This is a genomic window from Streptomyces sp. NRRL F-525 (assembly GCF_000716605.1).
In the GTDB taxonomy this organism is placed as follows: domain Bacteria; phylum Actinomycetota; class Actinomycetes; order Streptomycetales; family Streptomycetaceae; genus Streptomyces.
In genome coordinates, this window is the sequence record NZ_JNXE01000025.1 from 72,391 (window position 1) to 97,608 (window position 25,218).

Below are 25,218 nucleotides of genomic sequence, written 5' to 3' on the forward strand. Positions count from 1 at the left end.
GGACCCCGCCGCGGTGTACTGCTCGACACCAGAGAAGGTCCGGGCCGGAGTCGGCGCCGGCCCGGACCTTGACCGTATCGACGGCACACCGATGACGCACCGATGAGGCAGAACCCCGCGTCCGGCCCTCGGACGGTCCCGGGTTCGCAGTCATCACGAAGAAGGAATTGCCGTATCACCCCGCCGAGGAGCCCTGACCTGCCGGTGCGGACTGTGGGGGCACGCGCACCCTTGCCGCGCCAGACGGAGCCCCGGCCTCGCCGGCGGGTGTCCACCGGCCGGTGCGCTGCCAGAGTCGTCCCAGTGCTCGGTAGAAGCGGTCCGGCAGGAACGCGGCGTCCGCGATGATCATCGCGGAGGAGAAGAGCGGCAGTCCCATGAGGACGGCGATGCCCAGGTGCATGCCCAACAACACGGTCAGGACCGGGTACTTGAGCCGTCCGAACAGGACGAACGGGAAGGCGACCTGCACCAGCACGGTCACGTAGCAGGCGACGGCGATCAGCACGTCGTGCTCGTCCGCCAGGAGGGAGAGCTCGGGCCAGGGCCGGAACAGGTCGAGGTTCAGGACGTAGTGGAGGGCTGTGCCGTTGCCCCAGGAGCCGCCCTGCACCTTGTAGAGGCCCGCGGATCCGTAGAGGAAGCAGACCTGGGCCGCGATGACGAACATGCCGCAGTTGTGGAGCACGGCCGTCAAGGTCCGTCGGGAGACGCCCAGTTGGTGCCGTAGCCCGTCTGCTCCTGAGTCTGTCGAGCCGCTCTCCCCCTTCCCCGCGGAGGCCCGGCGACGGGCTCTGCGCGCGTCCAGGGACCAGCGTCGGCCGCATGCGGTGAGGGTGAGGTAGAGAGCCATCAGGAGGATGAGGTTGTCTCCTCCGTCGGTCATGAAGATCGCCCTGGCGTGGAACGACGCCACCACGACCGCGAACAGCACGGACACCGCCCGCGTCCGCCAGCCCAGCAGGAACAGCGCGGACGTGACGAGGGCCAGGGCGTAGCAGGTCTCGAAGTAGGGCCGGCTGTCGGACAGGGTGAGGATGCTGGCCCACCCGGTCTGACCGAACAACTCCCTGGCCAGCTCGGGTGTCCACGGTGACCCGGGCCCCCAGATCTCGTCGCGGTGCGGAAACTCGCGCAGCAGGAAGACGAGGTAGAGGAGGCCGTAGCCGATGCGCAGAACGGCCGCGGCGTAGAGGGAGACCGGCCGCTCGGTCAGGACGGTGAGGAACGCACCGACCCGCTCCGGTCCGCGGCGCGGCGGGCCCGCGTCCGCCCCGTCGGGGACAGGGGGGACACCTCGGTGCGGAGCGAGTGCCTGCTGTGCCTGCTGTGCCTGCCGCGCCTGCTCAGTTTCCATCGGAGGTCACCTTCCACCAGGGCAGATACCGCGTCTCGACAGACTTCGGCGTGGCAGCGGCCGAGCCGGGGCCGGGCCCCTCGGCCGGCGCGGCGATGGGGATGGTGATCACCCGCAGCTGGACGGACTCGAACGTGCCGCCGCGATGGTCGGTGATGCGGTCCGCCGCGATGTCGGTCAGGTACTTCTGCATCATCAGCGCCCGCTCCGAGCGGGGCCGGTCGTCACCGCCATGGGTTTCGAGGTACGAACTCCAGGCCCGCCGCAGCATGTTCTGCGCGGTGTGGCTCGGGAAGACGTCGTGCTTCACCGCCGCGTTGTCGACGCCGCTCAGATCGAACCAGCCGCTCACGCGCACCCTGCCGTCCGGGGCGGTGTGCATGGTCCGTGCCGAGATCTGCCGGTTGACCGACTCCGGATCCGGTGCGAAGAGGCGCCAGTTCTGCTCGAACAGGGGGAAGACCCACGCGTTGACCTGGCGGCTGTACTGCCGGGAGAGCGGGTTCGGGGGCGCCACGTGCAGAAACACGAGGAGTACGTGGACCAGGGCCATCGCCAGACACAGGGCCACGGCGGCGTTCGTCCCCACCCTCAGCCCCGCCCTCAGCAGGAGCGGCGGAGGCTTCGAACTCCCTTGGCGGGAAAGGGTTGTTCCACCCCGGTCCGGTGCGTCGACGTCCACCGTTTCGATGCCGCCCGGCATGCCCCCACCCGGCCTTTCCGTCCTGGCTTCTCTCACTGTCTCTCCTGAGATTTCGCCAACGGCGCGCGACGGAATCGACAACGATCCGTCGCGCGCCGCTCGTCCTGCCCGCTCAAGGGATGCCGGAGCTAGGCAGATTTCTTGTGGTGGCCTTCGTGAGCCCTGCCATAGCCCTCGGGCTTGTCGGGCTTGCCGTGATCCTGGCCGTAGCCGCCGTGCTCTTCGGGCTTCCCACCGTGGTCGTGACCGTTGGGCTTGTGTCCGTGGTCATGGCCGTTGGGCTTGTGGCCGTGATCGTGATGGCCGTTTCCACCGGTCGAGCCGCCTGTCGAACCGGCTGTCGCACCGCCGGTCGTACCGGCCGTGGTAGCGCCCGTGGTGCCGCTGGTGGTCGCGCCCGCGATGACACCGCCCAGGGCGCCGCCGGTGGTTCCACCCGAGGTCAGGACACCGCCGAGAAGACCACCGGTTCCGCCGCCCGTCGGCACGCCGCCGATGACGCCGACCGTCGCGCTTCCCGTCGTGCCCGCTGTGGCACCGCCCGACGTGGCACCGGCCACGACGCCGCCCGTGATCAGACCACCGGTGGTTCCGCCTGCGGCACACGTACCGCGGTTGATCGTGTTGTTGTCCAGCGTCACGGCGCCGGTACGGGCCAGCGCCCGGCCGGCGATGGTCGTTCCCGTCGTGACGGTGATCGACTCCTGGGCCATGATGGTGCCCACGAACGTGGAGTTGGTGCCGAGCGTGGCCGAACTGCCGATCTGCCAGTACACGTTGCACGGCGAGGCGCCGTTGACGAGCGACACGTTGCTGCCGGACGCCGTCGTCAGGGTCGAACCGATCTGGAAGACCCATACGGCATTGGGGTCCCCATGCGCGTCGAGCGTCAGCGTGCCGGTGATGCCCGCGGAGATGGGTGCCTTGTAGACGCCCGGATCCAGCGTCCTGCCACCGAGCTCCACGGGGTCGGGAGCGGTGGGGTAGGTGACGTCCGGCGCCTGACCGGCGGCGTTGTTGTACCCCGTGACCAGGTCGCTCTTGGCCTGGAGCGCCACCGCGTCCGCGGAGTGCTGGGCCCCGATCACGGTGCCGGGCGGAAATCCGGTGATGGCCGTTCCCGGCGACACACCGAGATCACCGGTGATCGACGAGGGCCCGGTGTTGGTGACCTGCGAACCGGCCAGTACGGCGAAGCTGGTCGCCGTACCGAGAGGTACGGGTGTGGCAACGGCACTTGCGCGTGTCGGCGTCATCGCGAGCACGACAGCGGCGATCACCACGGCCGTCAGCGCCGCGAGCCAGACCGACATGGTGCGCCGTAGTGGAGCGTCAGGGATATTCAGCGTCATCGAGGGGCCAATTCCTATCAGGGGATGGTGCCTGTTTGGTGGTTCTCGGTCGCGAGGAATCTCCTGCTATCTGTCACTGGCATATTACGCAGGAATAGAATCGAGTCACGATTCATTCGAGTGACTTCACTGGAATCGGCAAGCAATTCGCAAAATGCATAGAAATACATAATGGGCTGAATGGCCTCGACCCTTGTAATATTGATCGCGGATTGGTGCGCTCTCACGTGCAACGTCCCGGAAGGGCGACTCCGGCCTGTACACGCCGGAGTCGTTGCGGGGCCGTCTGCGCGGGCGACTACGTCGCCGATCCGGAGGGGGCGCAGAGTCGACACGCTCGAAGCGGCCCTCGGACTGGGGCACGGCAGTATGGCCTACGAACCGGGCGCCGGCGGCGAGCAGCACCTCGCGCGCCACTGAACGACCAGGTCGGGCCCAAGGGAGGTGTCGGAGTCGTGGTGCTTTTCCTGCTGCTGGTCCTCGTGGCCGTCGTCCTGGGAATCATCGGCACGGCAGCCGAAGGCCTGGGCTATCTGCTGGCCATCGGCATCGCGGTCCTGGCGGCCGACGTGGCCTTCGCAGCCGTACGGCTGTCCCGGCGCAGTCGCCGCCCTCTCCGCTGACGGCAGCCGACCGCGGACAAGGCAACACCTTCCACATCGCGTCGCGCGAAGGATTCCTCGAGCGGAACGTCCCACCACCCGAACGATGCGCGAGCTCCGTTCGCGCACAGGGCCTGCCCAGCGTTTTTCGAAGCCGTACAGCCCGGAACTCGTCCTCACTTCCCAAGCTGAGAGCGCGAGTTCGATTCTCGCCACCCGCTCCAGGAGAAACCCCCCGGGTCGTTGGCCTGGAGATTCTTTGATGTCTGGGCCACGGGGCGGGGCGCACCACAAACTGGACGAGCCGAGCAACAACTCGGTCATGACACAACGCCTGAGCCTCCCAAGGCGAGGTCCCGTCAGCGCGCCGAAGTTGGTCAAGGCCTCATCGAGGCCGACCGCTGTCATGGACGACGACCGCGTGCGTCACGTAGCACCTGTCGTCGACCCCCAAGCGCGGCACCATCTCAGGAGGTGGATGGCACGCGTACTGGAAGGACGAGGGACCGGACAACGGCCCACTGACCGAGCAAGTGCTTGCCTGGCTGGTCACATCCAAGGGACGAGCAACCCCGATCACCGTCGACGCCCACAACCACGTGGACGATCCCGGGAGCGCTGACCGCCTCAGCCCACCTGGGGAGAATTGAGACGCCTCCCCCGCCCCGCGAGGACCAGCCAGGCTCCCCCCGCGAGACGGCCGTCCATGCAGCCAATCACCGCCCGCACCGCGCACCTGGACGCGATCGGCGTCCACCTGCCAGACGATGCCGTAGAGCGTGGTGTCGGGGAGGTCCACCCTGACGATGTCGTAGACGTCCAGGTCATCCTCGACCTGCCGAGTCCACGCATGCGCACAGTGATCGCAGTGGTAGCCAACCGCATCGCGTCCCCCAACAGTCATCGGCTTGCCCGGACGGACCGCTTCAACGCGGCAGCGCGGGCACGGATCGGCAGTGTGCGCGCCTGCTGATCGGGACATCCTTCGATCCTGCTGTACACCGACGAAGTCCAGCAACCGGCAGCGCCCAACGCCGACCCACACCACAGGCCACTGCCTACGTCCTCTTCGGCTGTCGACCCCCGCCGAATTGTTGTCCCGCGGCCGCAGTAGGGTCCTTCTGTCCTGGGGATAGGGGGGTCTACCGATGACGCTGTACCAACTCGGTGAACGGCTGGGAGAGTGGACCGTCTGGATCGCCCTGGCCTTGGCGGCAGTCTGGATAGGAACAGGCCGATGGCGGGATTACCCACGACCTGACGGCAGGGACACAGAACAGCTCACCACCGTGGTGCGGCACCGGACCCGGCTGGTCAAACGCTCCGTCTTCGGTGTCGCGGCCCTGTGGGTCCTGACGATGGTTGTCATCGATGTCTGGGCCGTACACAGCAGTTACTACTAGCGGCTCTTCGAGCGTTCGAGGCGGCCCTCCAGGACGAACCCGCAGAGCCCAGATGCCAGCGCAGGGCTGCCAGAACCGGGGCCGGTGTGTCGTCGCGCAGGAAGGAGGAGAAGACAACTTCGTAGTGGTCGCTCGTGGCGCGCGTTGTGTCCGACAGCAGTGACATCACGATGTGGTCGGTGACAGGCCACGTGCCAGACGTGTGCCAGATCGCGCGGAGAATCACGGGGAACGCCGGGCACCAGCCGACCGCCCACCAAACCCCTATGCTGCTTCACCGCAGGTCAGCCCCAGAACGAGCCGCAGATACCCTCAGCTCCCCAACCCCAGGGCCAGTCGATGCCACTAGCCTGAACCCGTGTCGATGGATCAAGGGTCAGCCGGTGCCCTTCAGCTGAAGTGGGAACTCTCGGGGCATGGTTGGGCGAGGTGCCACCTGTCCGATGACTCCCGTACGGCATCGGTGATCGCCAGCTACTGCACTGACGCGTTGGCGGACCTTGTAGCGGGAGCAGGCGAGTTGTACGGGCAGCAGCGCTCAGCCCGGTTCTTCTTCGACGCCGAGCCGCAGGAGCTTCGCTGGGTGCTCCGCACGACGGATGACGCGGTCAACGTGACCATCCACCAGTTCCCCGACATCTCCGTCAGCCTCGACCTTCCGGACTCCCACGGCACGGTGATGTGGCAGGCGACCTATCCGCGTTCGGCCTTCGCCCACGCCGTTTTGGAAGCGGCCCACACTGTGCTGAAGGAGCACGGCGAGGCCGGCTATCTCGGCAAGTGGGCCATGCATCCCTACCCCGTCGCACTCGTCCAGGACCTCCGCAGGCTGCACATCCGCGACGACGCCTGCGACCTGCCTCACGACCTGTCGTGCCCGTAGGCGGCCCGCGCCGCCGTCTCAGTTTCCGTCTCATCCAGCCCCGTTCACGTCCGTTCAACAAGGACGGCGCCTTTGGAAAATGTGCGCCCCCAACGCCACATGGCCCCTTGGGGTGAGCGACCCTTGAGCATGCCCCCCGGACCCAGCCCCGCTCCCTCGACCAGCACTCAAGTCACCGCGTTCACCGACGGAGTCGCCACAGTCTTCACGTGGGAGGAAGGCGCCCGCATCGAGGTCCGCAACCTCGGCCGGGAGATCGTCATCGAGGCCAACTCCGCCGGGCTGAAGACCCTGGCCGGCCACCTCCTCACGCTCGCCCAGGACGGCACACCGGACGGCGCGCATCTCCACCTGGAGGAGCACAACGGCCTCGAAGCCGGGTCCGCGAGCCTCGTTCTGGAAAGGTGCGACGACGAATGAGTCGTAGCAGGTTGCGCGGGAAGCGGCGAGGAGCAGCAGGTACCGGATCAGCGCACGGCAGGGGATCCCCAACCTCGCCTGGCCGAAGGCCAGCACGGCACCAGGTCGGCCGGGGAATCCGAGTCAGGGAATCCTGGGTCGGTTGCAACTCACCCTCGCCCGAAACTCGTTGAGGGCACGCCCGGTCGCCGTCATAGGGTCCATCCCATGCCGAGACATCCCTGGTTCGAGGTCGACGACCCGGACGACGAATGCGAGTTCACCGACGACGAGAGAGCCTTCGCCTCGGCGCTGAGCGGGCACTGCGCGGCCTGGGCGCCGGCCGATGTGACCGGGGAAGTCGGGCGTCCCGAGGACTGGGAGGCGCTGCTCGCCTGGGTCAGCCTGTCCGACCAGGCACACCCTCAGCACCTGAGCCTGGTCGATCTGGGTGTGCGCCTGGTCGGTGACCGTGTCCGGGGCGATCGTCTGCACAATCAGTTGTACACGCTGCCGGATCGGCCCCACGCATGGGCACTTGACGCCACCGGAACGACGGACCAACTCGCCCAGGCAGCAGCCGACTGGTTCCGCACCGTCCTCGACAAGCCGATCGTGCTGTACGTCTGGCTCCACGAGGGCTACGCCTACGCAGCTCGCTACGCCTTCGCCGACAGTGGCGAGACGCTCTGCCAGAGCTACGCGAAGACGATCGCCCCGGACGGCCAGGAAGCCGAGTTGACCGCGGCGGGGCACGTGCACGGCAAAGGGTGGATCCAGACCATCGGCCTGCCAACTCCCAGTCTGTACCTGCACATCCGGGGCGACCTCGACCAGGGCGACGTCATACCCGGAGTCCCGGCGAGGACCAAGCGCGGTCCCCTTCCGGGACTTTGGTACGAGTGAACGCCTCCCCCGCCGTGCGACGCACCCCCGGATCACAGACCTGGGGGTGCGTCGTGCGGGTGGCGATCAAAAGGGCTTGATCAGGGCAGCTTCACCACCGTGAAGTCGTCGCAATACCCCGCCGCCGAACCGGAGTTCTTGTAGCAGTACACCGACGCCGAGGTGCTGGAGACGCCCGTCGTGAAGAAGATCGGCTCCTGTGCGTACGTCGTTGTCGAGCCCCGCAGGTACGTCTCCGTGCCGCCGAAGCTCTTGACGCCGACCGCGACTTCCTCACCCGCGGTGCCCACCTTCGCCCACGCCGCCAGCAGGTAACTGCCCCCGGACGTAAGACCGGTGACCGTCTGGATGGCTCCGCTCGCGCTCGCCGCCGTCTGCAACGCGTACGTTCCGGTACGGGAGTTGGACGCGACGACACTCGACGCCGTGCCCGTGCTCTGGGTCCACGGGGTCAACGCGCCTGTTTCGAAACCCGGGTTGGTGACCGCGTTCGTAGCCGACGACAGTGGTTCTACGGCCAGGTCGTCGCAGTAACCCGCCCCCGTGCCGCCCGCGTTCTTCCAGCAGTAGACCGTCGCCGAGGTCGACGACGAGCCCGTGGTGAAGACGATCGCCGCCTGGGAGTACGACGTCGAGGCCACGTTGGTGTACGTCTCCGTGCCGCCGAAGCTCTTCACTCCGATCGCCAGGGTTTCGCCCGCCGTCGCCACCTTGCCCCAGCCCGTCAGCAGGTACGTGGTGGAAGGCGAGAGGCCGGTCAGGGACTGGTTCGCGCCGCTGCCGCTTGCCGCTGTGGTCAACGCGTCAGCTCCCGTACGGGAGTTGGACGCCGTCACCGAGGACGCCGTGCCGCTCGCCTGGGTCCACGGGGACAACGCGCCTGTCTCGAAGCCCGCGTTGGAGAGCAGGTTGCCGCCGGTGCCGTTGTACGCGCCGATGTTGGGGGCCGCCGTAGCCGACACCGCGTTGCCGTAGGCGTCGTAGCCGCCGTTTGACGCGATGACCGCGCCCGCCCGGATCACCGGGGACGACGGGTGGACCTGGTACGCGTTCTTGCCCGTGTACGACGACGACGTGTTCGTGTTGCCCGCGTTGCGGAACTCCGGGTCCGACGTCACCTTGGCCGCGTCCGCGGGTTCGCGGGACGGGTGGTTGCCGTAGAAGAGGTTGTTGGAGAACGTCGAACTGCCGGTGGTGGTGAAGTAATTGCCGGAGCCGTAGTTGAAGATCGCGTTGTTCTGGAAGGAGAGCGCGCCGCTGATCGAGGTGCCCGCGCGGGAGTACAGGATCGGCGTGCTCAGGCCGTCCCGCACCGAGAACGTGTTGTTGTAGAAGAGCGGGATCGCGGACGAACTGCCGCTCTGGTTCGGGACTCCGCCCACGAAGTGGAGGACTCCGCCGCCGTGGGTCTGGGTGCCCGACGTCGGGCAGCCCGAGTTGCTGCCGTCGTTCTCGCTGATGTTGTAGCGGACGACCGTGCCGTCGCTGGGGACCGTCGACGTGGGCTCGTTGGCGATGGTGAAGGGGGGCATCACCAGGAGGAAGCCGCCGAGGTTCTGGTGGCTGTAGTTGTACTGGAACGTGGTGTTGTGGTTGCCCCAGTCCACGTCGAAGCCGGTGCCGTCGGCGCCGTTGACGTGGCAGTAGACCTCGTTGTTCTGGACGACGGTGTTGCTGCTGCCGGACATCCAGATGCCGGCGGAGGCGCCGTTGCAGTACTGACCGGACGGCGGGCAGGTCGACTTGGCGCCGCCGTAGCCCGCCTTGTTGCCGTCGATCAGGGCGCCGTCGTTCTTGACGACGAGGATGTCGTCCGCGCCGTCGTACGTCATCGTGTTGTTGCGGATGACGGTGCCGGTGGTGAGGCCCGTGCCCTGGCCGTCCGCGTCCGGTGTCACCGCCACCGCTATGCGGTCCACGTGGTCGAACGTGTTGTTCTCGACCACCACGTCGTTCCAGGTGGAGACGGGGGTGGTGTGGTCGGTCTGGACGCCGACGCCGGCGTTCGTCGCGTACCAACCGCCGCCGTAGCCCGCGATGTTGTGGATGTACATGTCGTGGACGCGGATGTGGTTCAGGACGCCGCCGGAGCTGTTCTCGGCCAGGACGCCCGAACGGTACGCGGGGGACGAGGAGTTGTCGATCAGCTCCAGGCCGCCGATGTCCCAGTACTGCTGGTTGAGGAGGTGGATGACCGCGCCCGTCGCGCCCGCCGCGTCGATGACCGGCTTCGCGCCCGAACCGTACGACGCCATCGAGATGTTGCTGCCGGAGGAGCCTGAACCGCCTGGGGCGAGTTGGCCGGTGCAGGTGGTGCCGGCCTTGAAGAGGATGTTGTCGCCTGCGGTGAAGGTCGTGCTGTTGACCGCCGTCACCGAGTTCCAGGGGCTGGCGCTGGTGCCGGTGCCGTTGGACGAGGCCGAGCAGTCGACGTAGTAACTCGTGCCCGCTGCCGCCGCGTTGGTCGCGGTGACCGGGACGAGCAGGGCGCCCGTCACTGCGGCCAGCAGGGCCAGGATCTTTGAAGTCCGCCGCCTTGTGCGGGGGTTGGCGGGAAGTGGTCTGTCGGGAGAACCGAATCTGCGACGCTTCATTGCGCGCTCCTTGGATGGGTGGATGTGTCCCTTGCCGCTGCGTGCGGCGAGATTCCCCTCTTCACCAGGCGCGTTGACCGGTTGCCGCCGGTGCGCCTGGAGCGTGTGGTGCTGTCCCGACGCCGGATTCGACGGCGTCGGGGCAGCGCTGTGCCAAGTCCCCCTGAAATCAGGCCCTTTACCGGCCTTCGGCTACCAACTCGCCAGTGAGCCGTCCGCGTTGCGCCACACCGGATTGCGCCAGCGGTGGCCGCGTTCGGCGGCGGAGCGGACCTTGTCCTCGTCGACGGTGATGCCGAGGCCGGGTGCCGTCAGGCGGTGGATGTAACCGTCCTGGACCTCGAACGGCGAGGCGTCCGCGAGGTAGCCGAGCAGGCCGCTGCTGTCGCCGTAGCCGATGCCGAGGGACTGTTCCTGGATGAGGAAGTTCGGTACGGCGAAGTCGAGTTGGAGGCTGGCGGCGAGTGCGATGGGGCCGAGCGGGCAGTGCGGGGCGACGAGTACGTCGTAGGCCTCGGCCATCGCGGCGATGCGGCGGGTCTCCGAGATGCCGCCCGCGTGGCTGATGTCGGGCTGCGCCACCGCGATGCCGGCGCCGAGGACCTCCCTGAAGTCCCAGCGGGAGAAGAGGCGTTCGCCGGTCGCGATGGGGATGGAGGTGGCGCGGACGACGTCGCCGAGGTCGCGGGTGAACTCCGGGAGGACCGGTTCCTCCACGAACATCGGCAACAGCGGTTCCAGGTAAGGGAGTACGCGCCTCGACATCGCTCCGCTGAAGCGGCCGTGGAAGTCCAGCGCCAGGTCGCGGTCGGGGCCGATGGCTTCGCGTACGGCGCTCACCCGGGCCACGATCGCGTCGATCGCCGCGGGGGTGGCGAGCGGCTCAAGTTGCGCGCAGGGGTTCATCTTCACGGCGGTCAGGCCCTTGGCGACCTGGCCTGCCGCCGATTCCGCGAGTTCCTCGGGACTCTCGCCGTAGAGCCAGCCGTAGATGCGGACGCGGTCGCGGACGTGGCCGCCGAGGAGTTGGTGCACGGGGACGCCGTGGGTCTTGCCCGCGATGTCCCACAGGGCCTGGTCGATACCGGCGAGGGCGCTGCTGAGGACCGGGCCGCCGCGGTAGAAACCGCCCTTGGCGAGCATCTGCCAGTGTTCCTCGATGCGGGCGGGGTCCTGGCCGGTCAGGTAGTCGAACATCTCCTCGACCGCCCGGGCCGTGGTGTGGGCCTTGCCCTCCACAATGGGCTCGCCCCAGCCGGATATGCCCTCGTCGGTGTCGACGCGCAGGAAGAGCCAGCGCGGTTCGACGAGGAACAGCTCGTATCCGGTGATTTTCATGCTGCGGACCTCCGGGTCCTACGGGGCCTATGGGTACGGGGTCTACGGGTACGGGGTCTACGGGTACCGGACCTGCGGGCACGGCGAACTGGCCGCGCCCTTACGGGTCTTACGGGTCCTACGGGTCCTACGGGTCCTACGGGTCCGGGGAGCGGCTCTCCCTGGCAGCGGACCCGGTGTCACTCCTGCGAGCTGATGCTGCGCCCGCCGTCCACGACCAGGTTCTGGCCGGTGATGAACGACGCGTCGTCGGAGCCGAGGAAGGCGACGGCGGCGGCGATGTCCTCGGGTTCGCCGAGCCGCCCGACCGGGGTACGGGCCGCCGTCTGGGCGCGGTACTCGTCCGGCGCGTCGATCCACAGACCGGTCTCCACGGCACCTGGCACCACCGCGTTGAACCTGATCCGGCCCGCGTACTCGACCGCCAACTGCCGTACCAGCGCGCTGACTCCGCCCTTCGCAGCCGCGTACGCCGGGAAGCCGCTGAACCCGAGCACCGCGTGCACGGAGCCGGTGACGACGACCGCGCCGGCCCCGGATGCGGTGAGCAGTGGTACGGCCGCCCGGACGCCGTAGAAGACGGAGTCGAGGGCGAGGCGGAGGTGGTCGTGCCAGGAGGTGTCGTCGAGTTCGTGGATCGCGCCGGGGAGGTTGCGGCCGGCGTTGAGGTGGAGGAGGTCGAGGCGGCCGGTCCACTCCTCGACCGTCCGGATCGCCTCGGGCCAGGCCTCGGGGTTCGTGACGTCGAGCCCTAGGTGACGGGCTCGGCCGCCCTTCGCGCGGACCTCGTCGGCCACCTTCTCCGCACCGGCCGCGTCCACGTCCGTGACCAGCACGGACGCGCCCTCCTCGGCGAGACGGCGGACGGTGGCGGCACCGATGCCGGAGGCGGCGGCGGTGAGGAGAGCGGTACGGCCGGTGAAGCGGGCGGGGCGGTGGCCGGGGTGACTGTCGGCGTGGCTCTCGGGGATGGTGCGGCTCATGGCGTTCCTCTCGGCGTGACCGGCCCGTCCGGTCATCCGTCGTACGTCCTACGGGCGTGCCCTTCCGGGTCGGCCTACGGCTCGGGCCGACCGGTCCGGTCAGGTCGTGCGGGTACTACGGGTCGTACGGGTCAGGCCGCAGTCGCGCACCCAGGTCGTACGGGTACTACGGGTACTACGGGTCAGCTCCCCCCGGCGGCCATCGGCCCCGCCGTGGACCCCCGCAACACCAACCGCGGCTCGGTCGGCACCACCACATCCCCCGGCGACTCCCCCCGGATCTCCGCGACCAGCGCGTCGACCGCCGCCGTGCCCAGTTCGTGCAGCGGCATCGCGACCGTCGTCAGCGGCGGGGTCAGGTAACCGGCGACCGGGAGGTCGTCGTTGCCGACCAGGGAGATGTCCTCGGGGATGCGCAGGCCGCGCTCGTGGATGGCGCGCATCGCCCCGATGGCCTGGGCCAGCGAGCTGGTGTACAGCGCGGTGACCTGCGGTCGGCCCTCGACCGGAGTCAGGAGTTCGCGGGCGGCACCCGCGCCGCCCTCCTCGGTGAAGTCGCCGGAGGCGACCGGTGCCGCGACGAGTCCCAGTACGGCGGCGTGCCGTAGGAACGCGTCCCGGCGGTCCTCGCTGGGGGTGATCCCCGAGGGGCCGGCGATGTGGCCGATCACCCGGTGACCGAGTGCGTGGAGGTGGTCCAGCGCGGTGACGCTCGAACGCGCCACGTCCATCGTGACGTTGCGGCCCGAGTCCTTGACGGCGCGGTTGAGGAAGACGTGCGGAACCGGGTTGCGGCTCAGGGTCTCCAGTAGGGGATGGTTCGGGCGGGCGGAGGCGATCAGCAGGCCGTCCACCCGGCCCTCCTTGACCAGGTCGTTGAAGGTGTCGTCGGCCTCCTGGCCGTCGAAGTCCTCGGCGAGCAGGGAGAGATAGCCCAGTTCACGGGCGCGTTGGTAGGCACCGCGCGAAATGGTCACGTACGTAGGGTTGTTGAGGGCCGGCACCAGCAGGGCCAGGGCGTGGGTGCTGGCCCCGGCCAGGGCGCGGGCCCCGGAGTGCGGGCGGTAGCCCAGGGCTTCGGCGACCTCGTGGACGCGCTGTCTGGTCTCGGGGCGGACGGACAGGTCCTGCCGTCCGTTGAGCACCTTGGACACCGTCGCCTTGGAGACTCCCGCCTCCCGTGCGACGTCCACCAGCCGTGCCCGTAGGGGCTGTTCAGCCACGCGAACCCTCCCTGTCAACGACGTTGTCGACCACTCTGCCAGCTGTGCGAATCGTCCCCGGCTGCCGTATTCGCCGGGGGTGTGGCGTTCGGCATGCGGTGTTGCGTTTGACCTCTTGACACCTTCTGGCGCCGCAACCTAGCGTTCGCCGAAGTCGTTGGTCAACCGGTTTCCTTGGATGGATTTCAGTGATATATCCATTCAGGCCCGGCAAAACAGCACGGTCCACGCACAGCCGACGGGACTCGGCGAGCATCGCGGACCGTCAACTTTCTTCACAAACCCCTGCAAGCACGACGAAATCGGCATGCGCCGATGATGGGTGAGGTGTGCAATGAAGCGCTCCGGGAGACTGCTCGCGGTCGCCACCACGGTCGCCGCCCTGGCGACGTCGCTCGCCGCCTGTGGCGGCGGGTCGGGCTCGACCTCGGCGGACGGGACGGTCACGCTCCACGTGGAGGCGTGGAAGGGCGGCGGCGCGGAGCCGGCGAACATCGCGGAGATCAACAAGGCCTTCGAGAAGGCGCACCCGAAGATCAAGATCGACTTCAAGTACACCACCGCGGACCCGACCTACACACAGAAGCTGCAGCCCGAGCTGCTGGGCGGCAAGGCCGGCGACGTCATCATGGTCGACGCGGACAAGATGAAGAAGTGGGGCGCCTCCGGCTACCTCGCGGACCTCTCGAACGAGTCGTGGGTCAGCTCCATATCCTCGGCGGCGAAGCCGTTCACGCGGAGCGACGGCAAGACGCTGGCCATGCCGATGGAGCTGATCGGCATCGGGCTCTACGCCAACATGGACCTGCTGAAGAAGGCCGGGATCACCGAGGTCCCCGCCGACTGGCCGACGTTCCTCGCCGACCTCGCGAAGCTCAAGAAGGCCGGGATCACGCCCATCTCGCTGCCGGACAAGGCGGGTTGGACCGGCAGCTCCATCTTCCAGGCGAGCGGTTCGACGACCGTCTACCAGAAGAACAAGCAGTGGGACGCGGACTTCCTGGCCGGCAAGGCGTCCTTCGGCTCGGACTGGAAGGAGCCGCTCGACCAGCTCAAGTCCCTTGGTGACAAGGGGTATGTGAACTGGAAGAACGAACTCGGCGTCGACGAGTGGTCCCAGGGCCCACAGGACTTCAGCGCCGGCAAGAGCGCGTTCTGGTACCAGGGTGCCTGGCAGGTCTCCAACATCAAGAAGGCCGGTTTCCCGGTCTCGTTCGCGCCCTGGCCGGGCGGCGCCGCGGGCACCAAGCCGAACGCGATGCTGTTCTCCGGTACGGCGTGGGGCGTCAACTCCCAGTCGCAGCACGCGGACGCGGCGAAGGAGTACGTCAAGTTCTGGTCGCAGAGCGCGAATCTGGCGAAGTACCTGGACGCCGAGCACGCCGAGTCCCCGTTCACGGGCGGCACCACGCCCGACTCGACGGAGACGACGATCTTCAACACCGCCTTCAACGAGGGCCGTTACCGCGTCCTCCCCTCCAACACCTGGTACGGCACCCAGGCGGAGACCGACACCGGCTCCAAGATCCAGTCGTTCCTGCTGGGCCAGTCCGACGCGGCGAAGACGCTGAAGGACATCCAGACCGCCGCGTCCGCCAAGTAGCCGCATCTGTACGGACGTTGGGCTGCCCGGCCAGTCGAACAACGGCCGGGTGGCCAGACCGGCGGGGTCATCGAACCGGCCGGTCGTACGGGACCGCCGCGGCCCGCCAACTCCCGTCTCGCTCACCCCCGTTACGCCCACTCCCCCAAGGGGCCTGTCGGCCAAGGAGGTTGATCCCCCGTGTTCCACCGACGGCGTGCCACCATGGCCGCCTTCCTGCTCCCCGCGATCGCCGTGTACGCACTCTTCATCCTGTATCCGCTGTTCAAGGGCGTGTACTTGAGCTTCACCGACAGCGTCGGCGGCCCGATCTCCCACTTCGTCGGCACGGACCAGTACAAGGCGATGGCGGACGACTCACAGGTCTCCGCGGCCCTGTGGCACACGGTCCTCTACGCCGTCGTGGTCGTCGTCGTGCAGAACGGCCTCGGGCTGCTCTTCGCGTCGATGCTGTTCCGCCGCCCGAGGGTCCGAAAGGCCCTGAACGTCGTCCTGTTGACCCCGACGCTGATCTCGCCGCTGATGGCCGCGTTCATCTGGTCGTACCTCTTCGCACCGAACGGCGGCCTCAACGCGCTGCTCGACGGGGTCGGCCTCGGCGTGCTCAAGCACGTCTGGCTCGGCGACCCGTCCACCGCGCTGTACTCGGTGGCGACGGTCAACATCTGGATGTTCACCGGCTACTCGTGCGCGATCTTCCTCGCCAGCTATATGAGCATGCCGACCGAACTCCTGGAGGCCGCCGCCCTCGACGGCGCGAGCGGCTGGCGGCGCTTCCGCAGCATCGAATGGCCGCTGCTGGCACCGGCGTTGACGGTCAACGTGACGCTCAGCCTGATCGGTTCGCTCAAGGTCTTCGAGTTCCCGCTCGTCCTGACCAACGGCGGCCCGGCCGGCGCCACCGACACCCTGACCCTGCTCGTGTACCGGAACATCTTCGGCGGCGGGAAGTTCGCCTACGGCGTCGCCCTCGCGGTGCTGCTCCTCATGACCGTGGTCGTCCTGTCCAGCGCGACCAACTCCCTGCTCAGACTGCGCGAACGGCGCGTGTGACGCCGTACGGACGCCTCCAAGGACGTACGCACCCCGTCGGCACCGTTGGAATCGGACGGATCACCCCATGACCTCACCCCTCTCAACCACGGTCCCCGCGACCGAAGTTGGCCGCCCCACCGGGAAACGTGACGCGCCCCGGCCCCGCACCGCCGAGCCATGGACCCCGCGCAGGCTCGCCGCCGGGCTCGGCACCGCGGTGCTCTGTCTCGGCACGGTCCTCTTCGTGCTGCCGTTCGTGTTCACGATCGTCACCTCGCTGCGCACGGCGGCGGACGTGGCACGCTCCCCGCTGGGCGTGCCGCACTCCTTCACGCTGAAGAACTTCACGCAGGCCTTCAGCCAGATCCACTACGGCACCAGCACCCTCAACACCCTTCTGATCACCGGGCTTTCGTGCGCGTTGATCACGGTGCTGGGCGCGCTCGCGGGCTACCCGCTGGCTCGGATCACCGCGGGCTGGTCGACGGCGGTGTACCGGCTGTTCATCCTCGGCACGTCGATCCCGGTGTTCGTCGTCGTCGCCCCCCTGTACCTGCTGATGCGCGACCTGAACCTGCTGGACACCTACGCGGGCGTCGTCTTCATCTACACCGCGCTCAACCTGCCGTTGGCCGTGTTCTTCTACACCAGTTTCATCCGCCAGATCCCGACCGACCTGGAGGAGGCCGCGGCCCTCGACGGCTGCGGCGCGCTGCGCACGTTCTTCGTCATCATCCTGCCGCTGCTACGGCCGGTCACCAGCACCCTGTTGACGTTCATCTCGCTCCAGATCTGGAACGACCTGCTGGTCCCGCTCGTATTCCTCCAGGACCCGGGCAAGCGCACGGTCATGGTGAACGCGTACTCCTTCATCGACCCGCACACCGTGCAGCCGACCACCCTCTTCCCCGCGGCCCTGTTGGGCGTGCTGCCCCTCTTCGTCATCTTCATCTTCTTCCAGCGCCAGATGGTCGCCGGGATGTCGGCGGGAGCAGTGAAATGACGGAGCATCACATTCTCGAACGGCCCGTTGTCACACCCCAGTTGACTGGCACCCGCGTCATGGCCATCCTCAGGTCGACCGACGCGGCCGGGCTGCCCGCCGCGGCCCGTGCGCTCGCGGCCGGCGGGGTCACCTGCCTGGAGGTCACCCTCACCACCGGGGGCGCGCTGGACGCGATCGCCCGTATCAAGGACGAACTCGGCGCCTCCGTCTCGGTGGGCGCCGGTACGGTCCTCACCGCGGCCGACACCCGGGACGCGCTGGCGGCGGGCGCAGAGTTCCTGGTCGCGCCCAACGTCGAACCGGACGTCATCCGGGCCGCCGCGGATCTCAACGTCCCCTTCTATCCAGGGGCTTGGACGGCGACCGAGGTGATCACCGCGTGGCGGGCGGGCGCGGCGGCCGTGAAACTCTTCCCGGCATGCACGGGCGGCCCGACCCACCTCGCCCAACTCCGCGCCCCGCTACCGGAGATACCGCTCATGGCGGTAGGCGGCGTGGACCTCGAAGCGGCGGGTCGGTACATGGCCGCGGGGGCGCTCGCCGTGGGCGTCGGCTCCCCGCTGCTGCACGGCGCCGACCGGGACCCCGCACCCGAGGCGCTGAGCGCTCTCACGGCACGGGCACGCGCACTGCTGAAGACGGTCAGGCCCGACACCGGGGCCGAGGAGAAGCATCTGTGAACACCCGTAAGCCTGTTGAGAGTGACGAGCCCTACCTCGTCACCGTGGGCGAGACCCTGGGCGTCCTGTCCGCCGCCGGGCCCGGCCCGCTCGCCCTGGGCACCACCCTGCGCCTCGGCATCGCCGGCGCGGAGTCGAACGTGGCGGTCGGCGTCAGCCGCCTGGGCGGCCGGGCGACATGGATCGGCCGGGTGAGCGACGACGAACTGGGTGAACTGGTCCTACGAGAGCTGCGGGCCGAGGGCGTCACGGCGCTGGCGGTCCGCGATCCGGCGCCAACTTCCCTGCTCCTCAAGGAGAAACGGACGAGTACGCAGCACCGGATGCGGTACTACCGGACCGCGACGGCAGGTGTCCGCCTGTCACCCGAGGACATCCCGGAGGAGGTGGTGGCGGGGGCGGCGGCCCTCCACATCACCGGCATCACACCGGCGTTGGGGGACGGTCCGGCGCGGGCGGTCCGCCGTGCGGTGGATGTGGCAAGGGGCGCAGGGGTGTTGGTGTCGCTCGACATCAACTTCCGTTCCCTGCTCTGGAACGAGGCCGAGGCGAGGGAGGCGGTCCTGCCCCTCCTCCGGGACAGCGACCTGGTGTTCGCGGGCCCGCACGAGGCGCGGCTGGCGGTACCGGACCGCCACGAACCCGAGGAACTGGCCAAGGGGATCTGCGACTTGGGCCCGTCGGGTGCGGTGATCAAACTGGGCGCGGAGGGAGCTTTCGCGCTCGTCGACGGCCGGCCGTACCGCCAACCCGCGCTGCCTGCACGGGTCTACGACTCGGTCGGTGCCGGAGATGCCTTTGTGGCGGGCTACTTGGCCGAGCTGCTGGCGGGCGCCGGTCCTGAAATCCGGCTGGACACGGCGGCCCGGCTGGGCGCGTTCGCGGTCGGCACGGAGGGCGACTGGGAGGGTCTGCCGCGCCGGGCCGAACTCGCTCTGCTGGATCACCACGACGACGTACTCCGCTGAGGGACTGAACTCATATGTCACGAGAGACAGTTGACGATGCATCAATCATGGCTGGAACAGGGGTAGTTGTTGTCCTGACCGGTTCGTACACACCCGACACGGGTGGTGAGGGCGTCGGCGTGACGGCCCTGCGCTTCACGCCAGGGGACGGCGCTCTGAGTGTGGTGGACGCGGTGGCGGCGAGCGGTGCGTCGTACCTGGCGGCGCACCCGACCCTGCCCGTCGTCTATACGACGCACGAGTCGACGGCGGGTGCGGTGAGCGCGTTCGGTCTGCGGGAGGACGCGGCACCGGTACCGCTGGGAGCACCCCTGACCAGCGGCGGCGCGAACCCGTGCCACCTGACCGTCCACCCGGGCGGCGAGTACCTCCTCACCGCCAACTACGGCACGGACACGCTCCCCAGCACGGTGGCGGTCCACCGCCTGGACGCCGACGGCAGGCTCGTGGACCTGACGGACGTGGTCGAGCACAAGGGTTCGGGCCCGGTGACCGGCCGCCAGGAGGGCACGCATGCCCACCAGGTCGTCGTCGACCCGGCGGGCCGCTACGTCCTGGCGACCGACCTCGGCGCGGACACGGTGTTCACGTACGAACTGGACACCAACGCGGGCAAGTTGAAGCTGGTGTCCGCCTCCCAACTCCGCCCGGGTTCCGGCCCCCGCCACCTCGCCTTCGCCCCGAGCGGCGACCTGGTCCTCAGCGCCGACGAACTCTCCTCGACGGTGACCTGCCACCGCTACGACGCCGAGACGGGCACCCTGCACGAGTTGTCGCGGGTGCCGGCGACGGCCGTAGAGGATATCCCCAACCAGCCGGGTGGGATCGTAACTTCGGACTGCGGGCGATACGTCTGGGTCACCAATCGGGGTGCGGACACGGTGGCGGCGTTCCGGATCACGGGTTCGGAGCTCGCGCCGCTCGGTGAGGTTCCGAGCGGGGGTAGCTGGCCTCGGGGGCTGACCGCGGCGCCGGGGTGTCTGCTGGTGGCCAACCAACACAGCGGGACTGTCGCGGTGTTGGGGGTTGCGGGGGACGGGTCGTTGGTGGAGGCGGGGGCGGCGGTGGTCGCCGTGGCGTCGGTGGTGTGTGCGCTCGCCGTGTGACGGTCCGATCCGGCCGGGCTAGAGGTAGGAGTCCCTCAGGCCGCGGTCCACCGTGATGGTGGCGCGGTCCAGCGCGGGCAGCCCCAGGTGGTCACAGATCAGCTGGGTCAACTGCTCCTCGTAGGTCTCGCTCCTGTGGTCCAGTCCGGCCGCCGTGATGAGGGGGGCCAGCTTGTTGGGCCAGTACGCCCCGGCGTAGTCGGGATCCTCGTAGTCGACGCAGGACGAGGCCTGGCCGTCCTTGTAGTGGTACGCGTGGGGTCCGTGGCCCTTGGCGATGGACGGGTTGGGGACGAACACCGTCAACTCCACGCCCTGAGAGCACAGTTCGCGGTAGTTGACGCCCTCGTAGTCGTTGCGGGCGGGGTTGAACATGTGGTGCACGATCACACCCCAGTCGCCGGGTGCCGGGGCCTTGCCGTAGGCGAACGGCGGGCGGTGTTGTGCGGACAGTCCTTCGGCGAGGGCGGCCGGGGCGATTCCCTTGAAGTAGACCAGGACGGTTTCGTCGTCTCCGGACCAGTCTTCGTCCATCCACGCCATGACGCCGTAGCGGATCCAACTACTCATGTCCGACAACGTATTGGACGCCACTGACAAACCGGCGGACCTCGCCGCCGCACCGCCGCGCCGCCTTGGCACCCCCTCTACCCGACCCCAGCGTGATCGATGAACGCGCTCAGGGCACGCCCCGGGCCCGTATCAGCGGAACGCGTCCACATGGCGCGCGGCCCAGTCCGCGAACGGGCGCGGGGCGCGGCCGAGGACCCGTTCGACGTCGGGGCTGATGCGCAGTTCGGCCGGGCTGGGGGAACCGAGGATGGTCAGGGTGTCCTCGGCGAGTTCCGCCGGCATGCTCTGGGACATGGCGGCCTTGGCCTCCTCGCGGGTGAGGTCGTGGAACCGTACCGGCGAGCCCAGCGCGGCGGCGATGGCCTCCGCCTGCCCACGCGGGGTGATCACCTCGGGGCCGGTCAACTCGTAGACCCCACCGGTGTGTTGGCCGTCCAGCAGACAGGCCGCCGCGACCTCGGCGATGTCCGCGGGGTCGACGATCGGCAGCCCGATGTCACCGAAGGGCGCGGCTACGGTCCCTCGCGTGCGGATGGACTCGGCCCACCACAGCGCGTTGGAGGCGAAGCCGCCCGGCCGCAGGATCGCCCACTCCAGGCCGGACTCCCGCAGTACGTCCTCCAGCGCGCGCATCGCGACCCGCGTCGCGCCGAACGGCCTGGTCGAGACGCCCTGGGTGGAGAGCAGGACGACCCTGCGGACCCCGGCGGCCTCGGCCACGCCGATGATGTCGGCCGGGTTGGCCCCGGTGGCGTGCAGGTCGCCGGAGAGCAGCAGGAACAGCGCCTTCGCTCCGGTCAACTCGGGCTTGAGGCCTGCCGGTTGGGCGAGATCGGCGGCCACATGGCGGACGCCGTCCGGCAACGGCGCCGTAGGCGTCGGCGCGTGCCGCGACACCGCCGTCACCTGCTGCCCCGCCGCCGCCAACGCCCGCGTCAACGGCCGGCCAATGTTCCCGGTAGCCCCGGTCACCACGATCATGTTCAGCTCCCTTGTCGCCTGTACTTCTACGGCCGTCACGCTAGGAGCTGGGCTAACTTTTGGTAAGGACATACCCCGAGGTAAGCTCATAACATGACGGAAGGCGTGCAGGAGAGAAGGGTCGAGCCGGGTCCGCGGTATGAGGTGTTTCACACCGACTGCCTCGCCCGCGACCTGGTCGACCACGTGACCAGCAGATGGGGCGTCTGGGTGCTGATCGCCCTGCGCGGCACCAGCCTCCGCTTCTACGAACTCCGCGAGAGCATCCAGGGCATCAGCGAGAAGATGCTCGCCCAGACCCTCCGCACCCTGGTCCAGGACGGCCTCCTCTGGCGCGAGGTCGAACCGACGACACCGCCCCAAGTCACGTACGGGCTGACCGAGTTCGGCCGGGAGGTCGGCGAGCCGTTGTCGGAGCTGTTCGACCGGATCACGCGGCGGCTGTCGGCGGACGGCGCGGGACAGCGACCCCGACCCGGGGCCAATACCTAGGCGCCTTCGAGCGGTAGGCGGTCGCGGCAGTACTGCGATTCCAGCCACGAGCAACATCTGCGGGCCCGTGACCGCGTCCAGTGCGACTTCGCGCGGCAGCTCCCAGTGCTCCCGCTCACCTCGCCCGTCCCCCGGGTCCCCCCACCCCCGCCAACACCTCCGCACAAGCCACCGCATAAGGCCATATCGCCGCCCCGATCTCCTCCGGCGTCCCCGGACAGTCCCGCCGTAGCCAATCCATGATCGTGCCCAGTACCGCGCCCGCCAGGAAGGCGGAGACCGGGTCGTGCGGGAAGTCTTCCGCGGCGGATTCCTCATCGGCGTCCAGGCCGCGGCTGATGCGGGCCGCCAGTGTGATCCGGTGGAGGAGGTGGTTGATCATGCGGGCGCTGCCCTCGTCGCAGAGGAGGGCCCGGTACAGGGCGGCGTTGGTGGCGACATGGGTGAACAGGGCCGGCAGGGGGTTCGGCAACGGCGCGCCGTCCGGGGTCAGTTGGCCGTGCGGGATCGGGGCTACGGCCACCAACTCGTCGTACGTCGACGTGCAGGCCGCCACCGCCAGGTCGTGGACGTCGGCGTAGTGCTCGTAGAACGTCGAGCGGTTGACGCCGGCGCGTTTGGTGAGGTCCGCGACGGATATCTGGCGCAGTTCGCGCTCGGTGATCAGGTCGCGGAGAGCGGATTCCAGGGCGGCGCGGGAGCGGAGGACCCGGCGGTCGGGGAGGCCGTGGCGTTCAGGGGGTTGCGCTGGCATGCCGTAACAGTATTCTCCCCAACATCTGCTGGTTATCCGACAGTTGTTGGATAGGAGTCCCCCCATGGCCACGTTCGTTCTCGTGCACGGCGGCAGTCACGGTGGTTGGTGCTATCAGCGCGTCGCGCGGATCCTGCGGGCGAGCGGGCACGACGTCTACGCCCCGACGCTCACCGGGCTCGGCGAGCGGGCCCATCTGCTCACGTCCGGGGTCGATCTCGACACCCACATCACCGATGTCGTTCAACTCCTCGTGTATGAGGGGCTGTTCGACGCCATTCTCGTCGGGCACAGTTATGGCAGCATGGTCATCACCGGTGTCGCCGACCGCGCCCTCGACCGCGTCGGCCACCTCGTCTACCTGGACGCGGCCACCCCGGCGAACGGGCAGTCCCTCGCCGAACTGGCACCGGAGTTGATGGGCGCTTCGCGGGCCATGGGACGGGTGGTCGACGGGGTGGAACTCGTCAACTTCCCCGGTGAAGGGCCCATGCCCCACTACGGGTTGACCGATCCGGACGACATCGCCTGGCTGGCGCCGAAGATCACCCCGCATCCGTGGAAGTGCTTCGACCAGCCGCTGCGGCTCCACGACGAGGCGGGCGTGCGGGCGCTTCCGCAGTCCCAGATCGTATGCACGTCGACGCTGCCGTACCGCGACCCGGCGGATCTCCAACCGGCGCGCGCCGCCGGGCGGTTGTGGGACATCGACACCGGTCACGATCTGATGGTGAGCGAACCGCAGGCCGTGGCCGGGTTCCTGGAGCTGGTGGCGGCGGCATGACCGCCGGCCGGTAACCCGCTCACAGAAACAGCTGACCGTCAGTCACATTACCGAAACGTAACCTACCGGCGGGTATCACGAGTAACTTACCCACAGGTAAGTTCCAGGCGAACCATTCTCCGGACGGCCGCTCCACAGGAGGTTCGCCATGCCCGCACGCATGCCCGCCCGCACACGAGACCTGCTCGCCGCCGCGATCACCGCCGCCGCCTGCCTCACCGCCCAGTGCCTCGCCCTCACCACCGCCAGCGCCTCGGACGAGGTCGTGTCCAGAGGCGTCACCATCCCCGAGTTCTACAACCCACCCACCACCCTGCCCGCCGCCGACGGCACCGTCGTCCGCAGCGAGCCCCTCCCCCTCGCCCTGAGCCTGCCCGGCCTCGACGGCAGCACCCTGCCCGGCACCGCGACCCGCCTGATGTACAAGTCCACCGACTCGAACGGCCGGCCCGTCGCCGTCACCGGCGCCTACGTCGAACCCTCCGCCGACTGGTCCGGCACCGGCCCGCGCCCCCTCGTCGCCGTCGCCCCCGGCACCCTGGGACAGGGCGACCAGTGCTCCGCGTCCATGGGGCTGGAGCACCCGCTGTCCCTCAACAGCCAGACGGTGTCGGTCGGTTACGAGGATCTGGCGATCTACCGGCTCCTCGCCGAGGGTGTCGCCGTCGTCGTCACCGACTACGTGGGGCTGGGTGCCACCGACCGGCTGCACACCTACGTCAACCGGATCGACGAGGCACACGCGGTGCTGGACGCCGTGCGCGCCGCGCGCTCCCTCGACGGGGCAACTGTCGGCGCCGCCTCACCAGTTGGGCTCTACGGCTACAGCCAGGGCGGCGGGGCGACCGCGGCCGCCGCCGAACTCCAGTCCTCCTACGCCCCCGACGTCACCCTCTCCGGAACGTACGCCGGTGCCCCGCCCGCCGACCTGACCTCCGTCACCAAGGCCATCGACGGCAGCGAACTCGCGGGCGCGCTCGGCTGGTCGCTCAACGGGTTCCTCCAGTCCGACCCGGACCTGAAGCCCCTTGCGGAAGCGCATCTCAACGACGGCGGGAAGGCCGCGCTCACCGATCTGTCGACGATGTGCGTCGGGGACGCGCTCCTCGGCTACGGCTATACCCGGAGCAGCAGTTGGACCACCGACGGGGAGTCCGTCAGCGACATCATCGCCTCGACTCCCGCGCTCCAGAAGTTCCTTGACGAGCAGCGCATCGGGACGCTGAAACCGTCCGGGCCCGTCCGCCTCGCCACCGGCGTCAGCGACAACCTCGTCCCGCACGCGCAGGCCCGCCGACTCGCCCTCGACTGGTGCGCGTTGGGCGGCGACGTCACGTACAAGGCCGTCGTCCTGCCCAGTGTCGGCAGCGCGCTCCTCAACCACTTCGCGCCGCTGCTCACCGACCAGGGCGACGCGATCTCCTGGCTCACCGACCGCCTCGCGGGCAGGCCCACCGCCTCCAACTGCTGGACCATGCCGGTACAGCCCTGAC

General features: G+C 68.8%; 25 protein-coding genes. 15 read left to right on the top strand and 10 right to left on the bottom strand.

The annotated features are described in order from the left end of the window. Positions 1-175: 175 nt before the first annotated feature. The 3 genes from OO69_RS30545 to OO69_RS30555 all read right to left on the bottom strand — a co-directional run bounded on the left by OO69_RS30545 (position 176) and on the right by OO69_RS30555 (position 3,412). The gene (locus OO69_RS30545; protein ID WP_033284053.1) at positions 176-1,357 is read right to left on the bottom strand and encodes an HTTM domain-containing protein; all 1,182 of its coding nucleotides are present in this window, start codon (positions 1,355-1,357) and stop codon (positions 176-178) included. Then, a complete protein-coding gene (locus OO69_RS30550) occupies positions 1,347-1,946 on the bottom strand; it encodes a DUF5819 family protein (protein ID WP_324604570.1) in 600 nt (199 codons plus the stop codon). The genes OO69_RS30545 and OO69_RS30550 overlap by 11 nt, the downstream gene beginning before the upstream one ends. Before the next feature lie 242 nt (positions 1,947-2,188). Further along, on the bottom strand, positions 2,189-3,412 hold the full coding sequence (locus OO69_RS30555) for an ice-binding family protein (RefSeq protein WP_033284054.1): 1,224 nt from the start codon (positions 3,410-3,412) through the stop codon (positions 2,189-2,191). Positions 3,413-3,867: 455 nt separating this feature from the next. Between OO69_RS30555 and OO69_RS52585 the strand changes: the two genes are divergently transcribed. From OO69_RS52585 to OO69_RS30580, 6 genes are all read left to right on the top strand, one after another. Further along, positions 3,868-4,035: a hypothetical protein gene (locus OO69_RS52585; protein ID WP_199811063.1), complete on the top strand. Its 168-nt coding sequence runs from the start codon at positions 3,868-3,870 to the stop codon at positions 4,033-4,035. 685 nt (positions 4,036-4,720) lie between these two features. Continuing rightward, positions 4,721-4,987, top strand: coding sequence for a hypothetical protein (locus OO69_RS52590; protein WP_033284055.1), 267 nt, complete (start codon positions 4,721-4,723; stop codon positions 4,985-4,987). Positions 4,988-5,162: 175 nt separating this feature from the next. Next, positions 5,163-5,417: a hypothetical protein gene (locus OO69_RS52075; protein ID WP_033284056.1), complete on the top strand. Its 255-nt coding sequence runs from the start codon at positions 5,163-5,165 to the stop codon at positions 5,415-5,417. A 490-nt stretch (positions 5,418-5,907) separates the two neighbouring features. Then, positions 5,908-6,300 (top strand): hypothetical protein, encoded by a 393-nt coding sequence (locus tag OO69_RS30570; protein ID WP_234444571.1) that lies wholly within the window; start codon positions 5,908-5,910, stop codon positions 6,298-6,300. Positions 6,301-6,429: 129 nt separating this feature from the next. Then, positions 6,430-6,720 carry an Imm32 family immunity protein gene (locus OO69_RS30575; protein WP_033284058.1) on the top strand — a complete coding sequence of 97 codons (291 nt, stop codon included), beginning with the start codon at positions 6,430-6,432 and terminating at the stop codon, positions 6,718-6,720. Between the two features lie 207 nt (positions 6,721-6,927). Continuing rightward, a complete protein-coding gene (locus OO69_RS30580) occupies positions 6,928-7,605 on the top strand; it encodes a hypothetical protein (RefSeq protein ID WP_033284059.1) in 678 nt (225 codons plus the stop codon). Positions 7,606-7,685: 80 nt separating this feature from the next. Here OO69_RS30580 and OO69_RS30585 read toward each other — a convergent pair whose 3' ends face one another. The 4 genes from OO69_RS30585 to OO69_RS30600 all read right to left on the bottom strand — a co-directional run bounded on the left by OO69_RS30585 (position 7,686) and on the right by OO69_RS30600 (position 13,743). Further along, positions 7,686-10,199 (bottom strand): right-handed parallel beta-helix repeat-containing protein, encoded by a 2,514-nt coding sequence (locus OO69_RS30585; RefSeq protein ID WP_033284060.1) that lies wholly within the window; start codon positions 10,197-10,199, stop codon positions 7,686-7,688. A 192-nt stretch (positions 10,200-10,391) separates the two neighbouring features. After that, entirely contained in the window at positions 10,392-11,537 is a 1,146-nt protein-coding gene (dgoD, locus tag OO69_RS30590) for a galactonate dehydratase (protein ID WP_033284061.1), read from the bottom strand. A gap of 179 nt (positions 11,538-11,716) precedes the next feature. Next, positions 11,717-12,520 carry an SDR family NAD(P)-dependent oxidoreductase gene (locus OO69_RS30595; RefSeq protein WP_051801300.1) on the bottom strand — a complete coding sequence of 268 codons (804 nt, stop codon included), beginning with the start codon at positions 12,518-12,520 and terminating at the stop codon, positions 11,717-11,719. A gap of 182 nt (positions 12,521-12,702) precedes the next feature. Then, positions 12,703-13,743 carry a LacI family DNA-binding transcriptional regulator gene (locus tag OO69_RS30600; RefSeq protein ID WP_033284063.1) on the bottom strand — a complete coding sequence of 347 codons (1,041 nt, stop codon included), beginning with the start codon at positions 13,741-13,743 and terminating at the stop codon, positions 12,703-12,705. Between the two features lie 334 nt (positions 13,744-14,077). On the opposite strand from OO69_RS30600, the gene OO69_RS30605 reads away from it, so the two are divergent. The 6 genes from OO69_RS30605 to OO69_RS30630 all read left to right on the top strand — a co-directional run bounded on the left by OO69_RS30605 (position 14,078) and on the right by OO69_RS30630 (position 20,141). Beyond that, complete coding sequence (locus OO69_RS30605; protein WP_033284064.1) at positions 14,078-15,346, top strand: ABC transporter substrate-binding protein; 1,269 nt, start codon at positions 14,078-14,080, stop codon at positions 15,344-15,346. 180 nt (positions 15,347-15,526) lie between these two features. After that, on the top strand, positions 15,527-16,399 hold the full coding sequence (locus tag OO69_RS30610) for a carbohydrate ABC transporter permease (protein ID WP_033284065.1): 873 nt from the start codon (positions 15,527-15,529) through the stop codon (positions 16,397-16,399). Between the two features lie 67 nt (positions 16,400-16,466). Next, the gene (locus OO69_RS30615; protein ID WP_033284066.1) at positions 16,467-17,384 is read left to right on the top strand and encodes a carbohydrate ABC transporter permease; all 918 of its coding nucleotides are present in this window, start codon (positions 16,467-16,469) and stop codon (positions 17,382-17,384) included. Then, entirely contained in the window at positions 17,381-18,067 is a 687-nt protein-coding gene (locus tag OO69_RS30620) for a bifunctional 4-hydroxy-2-oxoglutarate aldolase/2-dehydro-3-deoxy-phosphogluconate aldolase (RefSeq protein ID WP_051801286.1), read from the top strand. Before OO69_RS30615 ends, OO69_RS30620 begins: the two co-directional genes overlap by 4 nt. Next, complete coding sequence (locus OO69_RS30625; RefSeq protein WP_051801287.1) at positions 18,064-19,035, top strand: sugar kinase; 972 nt, start codon at positions 18,064-18,066, stop codon at positions 19,033-19,035. The genes OO69_RS30620 and OO69_RS30625 overlap by 4 nt, the downstream gene beginning before the upstream one ends. A 47-nt stretch (positions 19,036-19,082) precedes the next feature. Then, complete coding sequence (locus OO69_RS30630; protein ID WP_033284067.1) at positions 19,083-20,141, top strand: lactonase family protein; 1,059 nt, start codon at positions 19,083-19,085, stop codon at positions 20,139-20,141. Between the two features lie 18 nt (positions 20,142-20,159). On the opposite strand, the gene OO69_RS30635 is transcribed toward OO69_RS30630, so the two are convergent. Together OO69_RS30635 and OO69_RS30640 are read right to left on the bottom strand one after the other, a co-directional pair. Then, entirely contained in the window at positions 20,160-20,711 is a 552-nt protein-coding gene (locus OO69_RS30635) for a hypothetical protein (RefSeq protein ID WP_234444572.1), read from the bottom strand. Between the two features lie 132 nt (positions 20,712-20,843). Next, positions 20,844-21,695 carry an SDR family oxidoreductase gene (locus OO69_RS30640; protein ID WP_033284069.1) on the bottom strand — a complete coding sequence of 284 codons (852 nt, stop codon included), beginning with the start codon at positions 21,693-21,695 and terminating at the stop codon, positions 20,844-20,846. A gap of 93 nt (positions 21,696-21,788) precedes the next feature. Between OO69_RS30640 and OO69_RS30645 the strand changes: the two genes are divergently transcribed. Further along, entirely contained in the window at positions 21,789-22,187 is a 399-nt protein-coding gene (locus OO69_RS30645) for a winged helix-turn-helix transcriptional regulator (RefSeq protein ID WP_033284070.1), read from the top strand. Positions 22,188-22,302: 115 nt separating this feature from the next. Here OO69_RS30645 and OO69_RS30650 read toward each other — a convergent pair whose 3' ends face one another. Continuing rightward, on the bottom strand, positions 22,303-22,941 hold the full coding sequence (locus OO69_RS30650) for a TetR/AcrR family transcriptional regulator (RefSeq protein ID WP_051801288.1): 639 nt from the start codon (positions 22,939-22,941) through the stop codon (positions 22,303-22,305). 64 nt (positions 22,942-23,005) lie between these two features. On the opposite strand from OO69_RS30650, the gene OO69_RS30655 reads away from it, so the two are divergent. Together OO69_RS30655 and OO69_RS30660 are read left to right on the top strand one after the other, a co-directional pair. After that, positions 23,006-23,725, top strand: a complete 720-nt coding sequence (locus OO69_RS30655) for an alpha/beta hydrolase (protein WP_033284071.1) — start codon at positions 23,006-23,008, stop codon at positions 23,723-23,725. A gap of 160 nt (positions 23,726-23,885) precedes the next feature. Further along, positions 23,886-25,217, top strand: a complete 1,332-nt coding sequence (locus OO69_RS30660) for a lipase family protein (protein ID WP_033284141.1) — start codon at positions 23,886-23,888, stop codon at positions 25,215-25,217. Position 25,218 lies beyond the last annotated feature (1 nt).

Coding starts and splice junctions, on each gene's coding strand:
- OO69_RS30545 (WP_033284053.1), bottom strand. CDS start 1,357: ATGGAAACTGAGCAGGCGCGGCAGGCACAGCAGGCACAGCAGGCACTC.
- OO69_RS30555 (WP_033284054.1), bottom strand. CDS start 3,412: ATGACGCTGAATATCCCTGACGCTCCACTACGGCGCACCATGTCGGTC.
- OO69_RS52590 (WP_033284055.1), top strand. CDS start 4,721: ATGCAGCCAATCACCGCCCGCACCGCGCACCTGGACGCGATCGGCGTC.
- OO69_RS52075 (WP_033284056.1), top strand. CDS start 5,163: ATGACGCTGTACCAACTCGGTGAACGGCTGGGAGAGTGGACCGTCTGG.
- OO69_RS30575 (WP_033284058.1), top strand. CDS start 6,430: ATGCCCCCCGGACCCAGCCCCGCTCCCTCGACCAGCACTCAAGTCACC.
- OO69_RS30580 (WP_033284059.1), top strand. CDS start 6,928: ATGCCGAGACATCCCTGGTTCGAGGTCGACGACCCGGACGACGAATGC.
- OO69_RS30585 (WP_033284060.1), bottom strand. CDS start 10,199: ATGAAGCGTCGCAGATTCGGTTCTCCCGACAGACCACTTCCCGCCAAC.
- dgoD (WP_033284061.1), bottom strand. CDS start 11,537: ATGAAAATCACCGGATACGAGCTGTTCCTCGTCGAACCGCGCTGGCTC.
- OO69_RS30595 (WP_051801300.1), bottom strand. CDS start 12,520: ATGAGCCGCACCATCCCCGAGAGCCACGCCGACAGTCACCCCGGCCAC.
- OO69_RS30605 (WP_033284064.1), top strand. CDS start 14,078: ATGAAGCGCTCCGGGAGACTGCTCGCGGTCGCCACCACGGTCGCCGCC.
- OO69_RS30615 (WP_033284066.1), top strand. CDS start 16,467: ATGACCTCACCCCTCTCAACCACGGTCCCCGCGACCGAAGTTGGCCGC.
- OO69_RS30620 (WP_051801286.1), top strand. CDS start 17,381: ATGACGGAGCATCACATTCTCGAACGGCCCGTTGTCACACCCCAGTTG.
- OO69_RS30630 (WP_033284067.1), top strand. CDS start 19,083: ATGGCTGGAACAGGGGTAGTTGTTGTCCTGACCGGTTCGTACACACCC.
- OO69_RS30635 (WP_234444572.1), bottom strand. CDS start 20,711: ATGAGTAGTTGGATCCGCTACGGCGTCATGGCGTGGATGGACGAAGAC.
- OO69_RS30640 (WP_033284069.1), bottom strand. CDS start 21,695: ATGATCGTGGTGACCGGGGCTACCGGGAACATTGGCCGGCCGTTGACG.
- OO69_RS30645 (WP_033284070.1), top strand. CDS start 21,789: ATGACGGAAGGCGTGCAGGAGAGAAGGGTCGAGCCGGGTCCGCGGTAT.
- OO69_RS30650 (WP_051801288.1), bottom strand. CDS start 22,941: ATGCCAGCGCAACCCCCTGAACGCCACGGCCTCCCCGACCGCCGGGTC.
- OO69_RS30655 (WP_033284071.1), top strand. CDS start 23,006: ATGGCCACGTTCGTTCTCGTGCACGGCGGCAGTCACGGTGGTTGGTGC.
- OO69_RS30660 (WP_033284141.1), top strand. CDS start 23,886: ATGCCCGCCCGCACACGAGACCTGCTCGCCGCCGCGATCACCGCCGCC.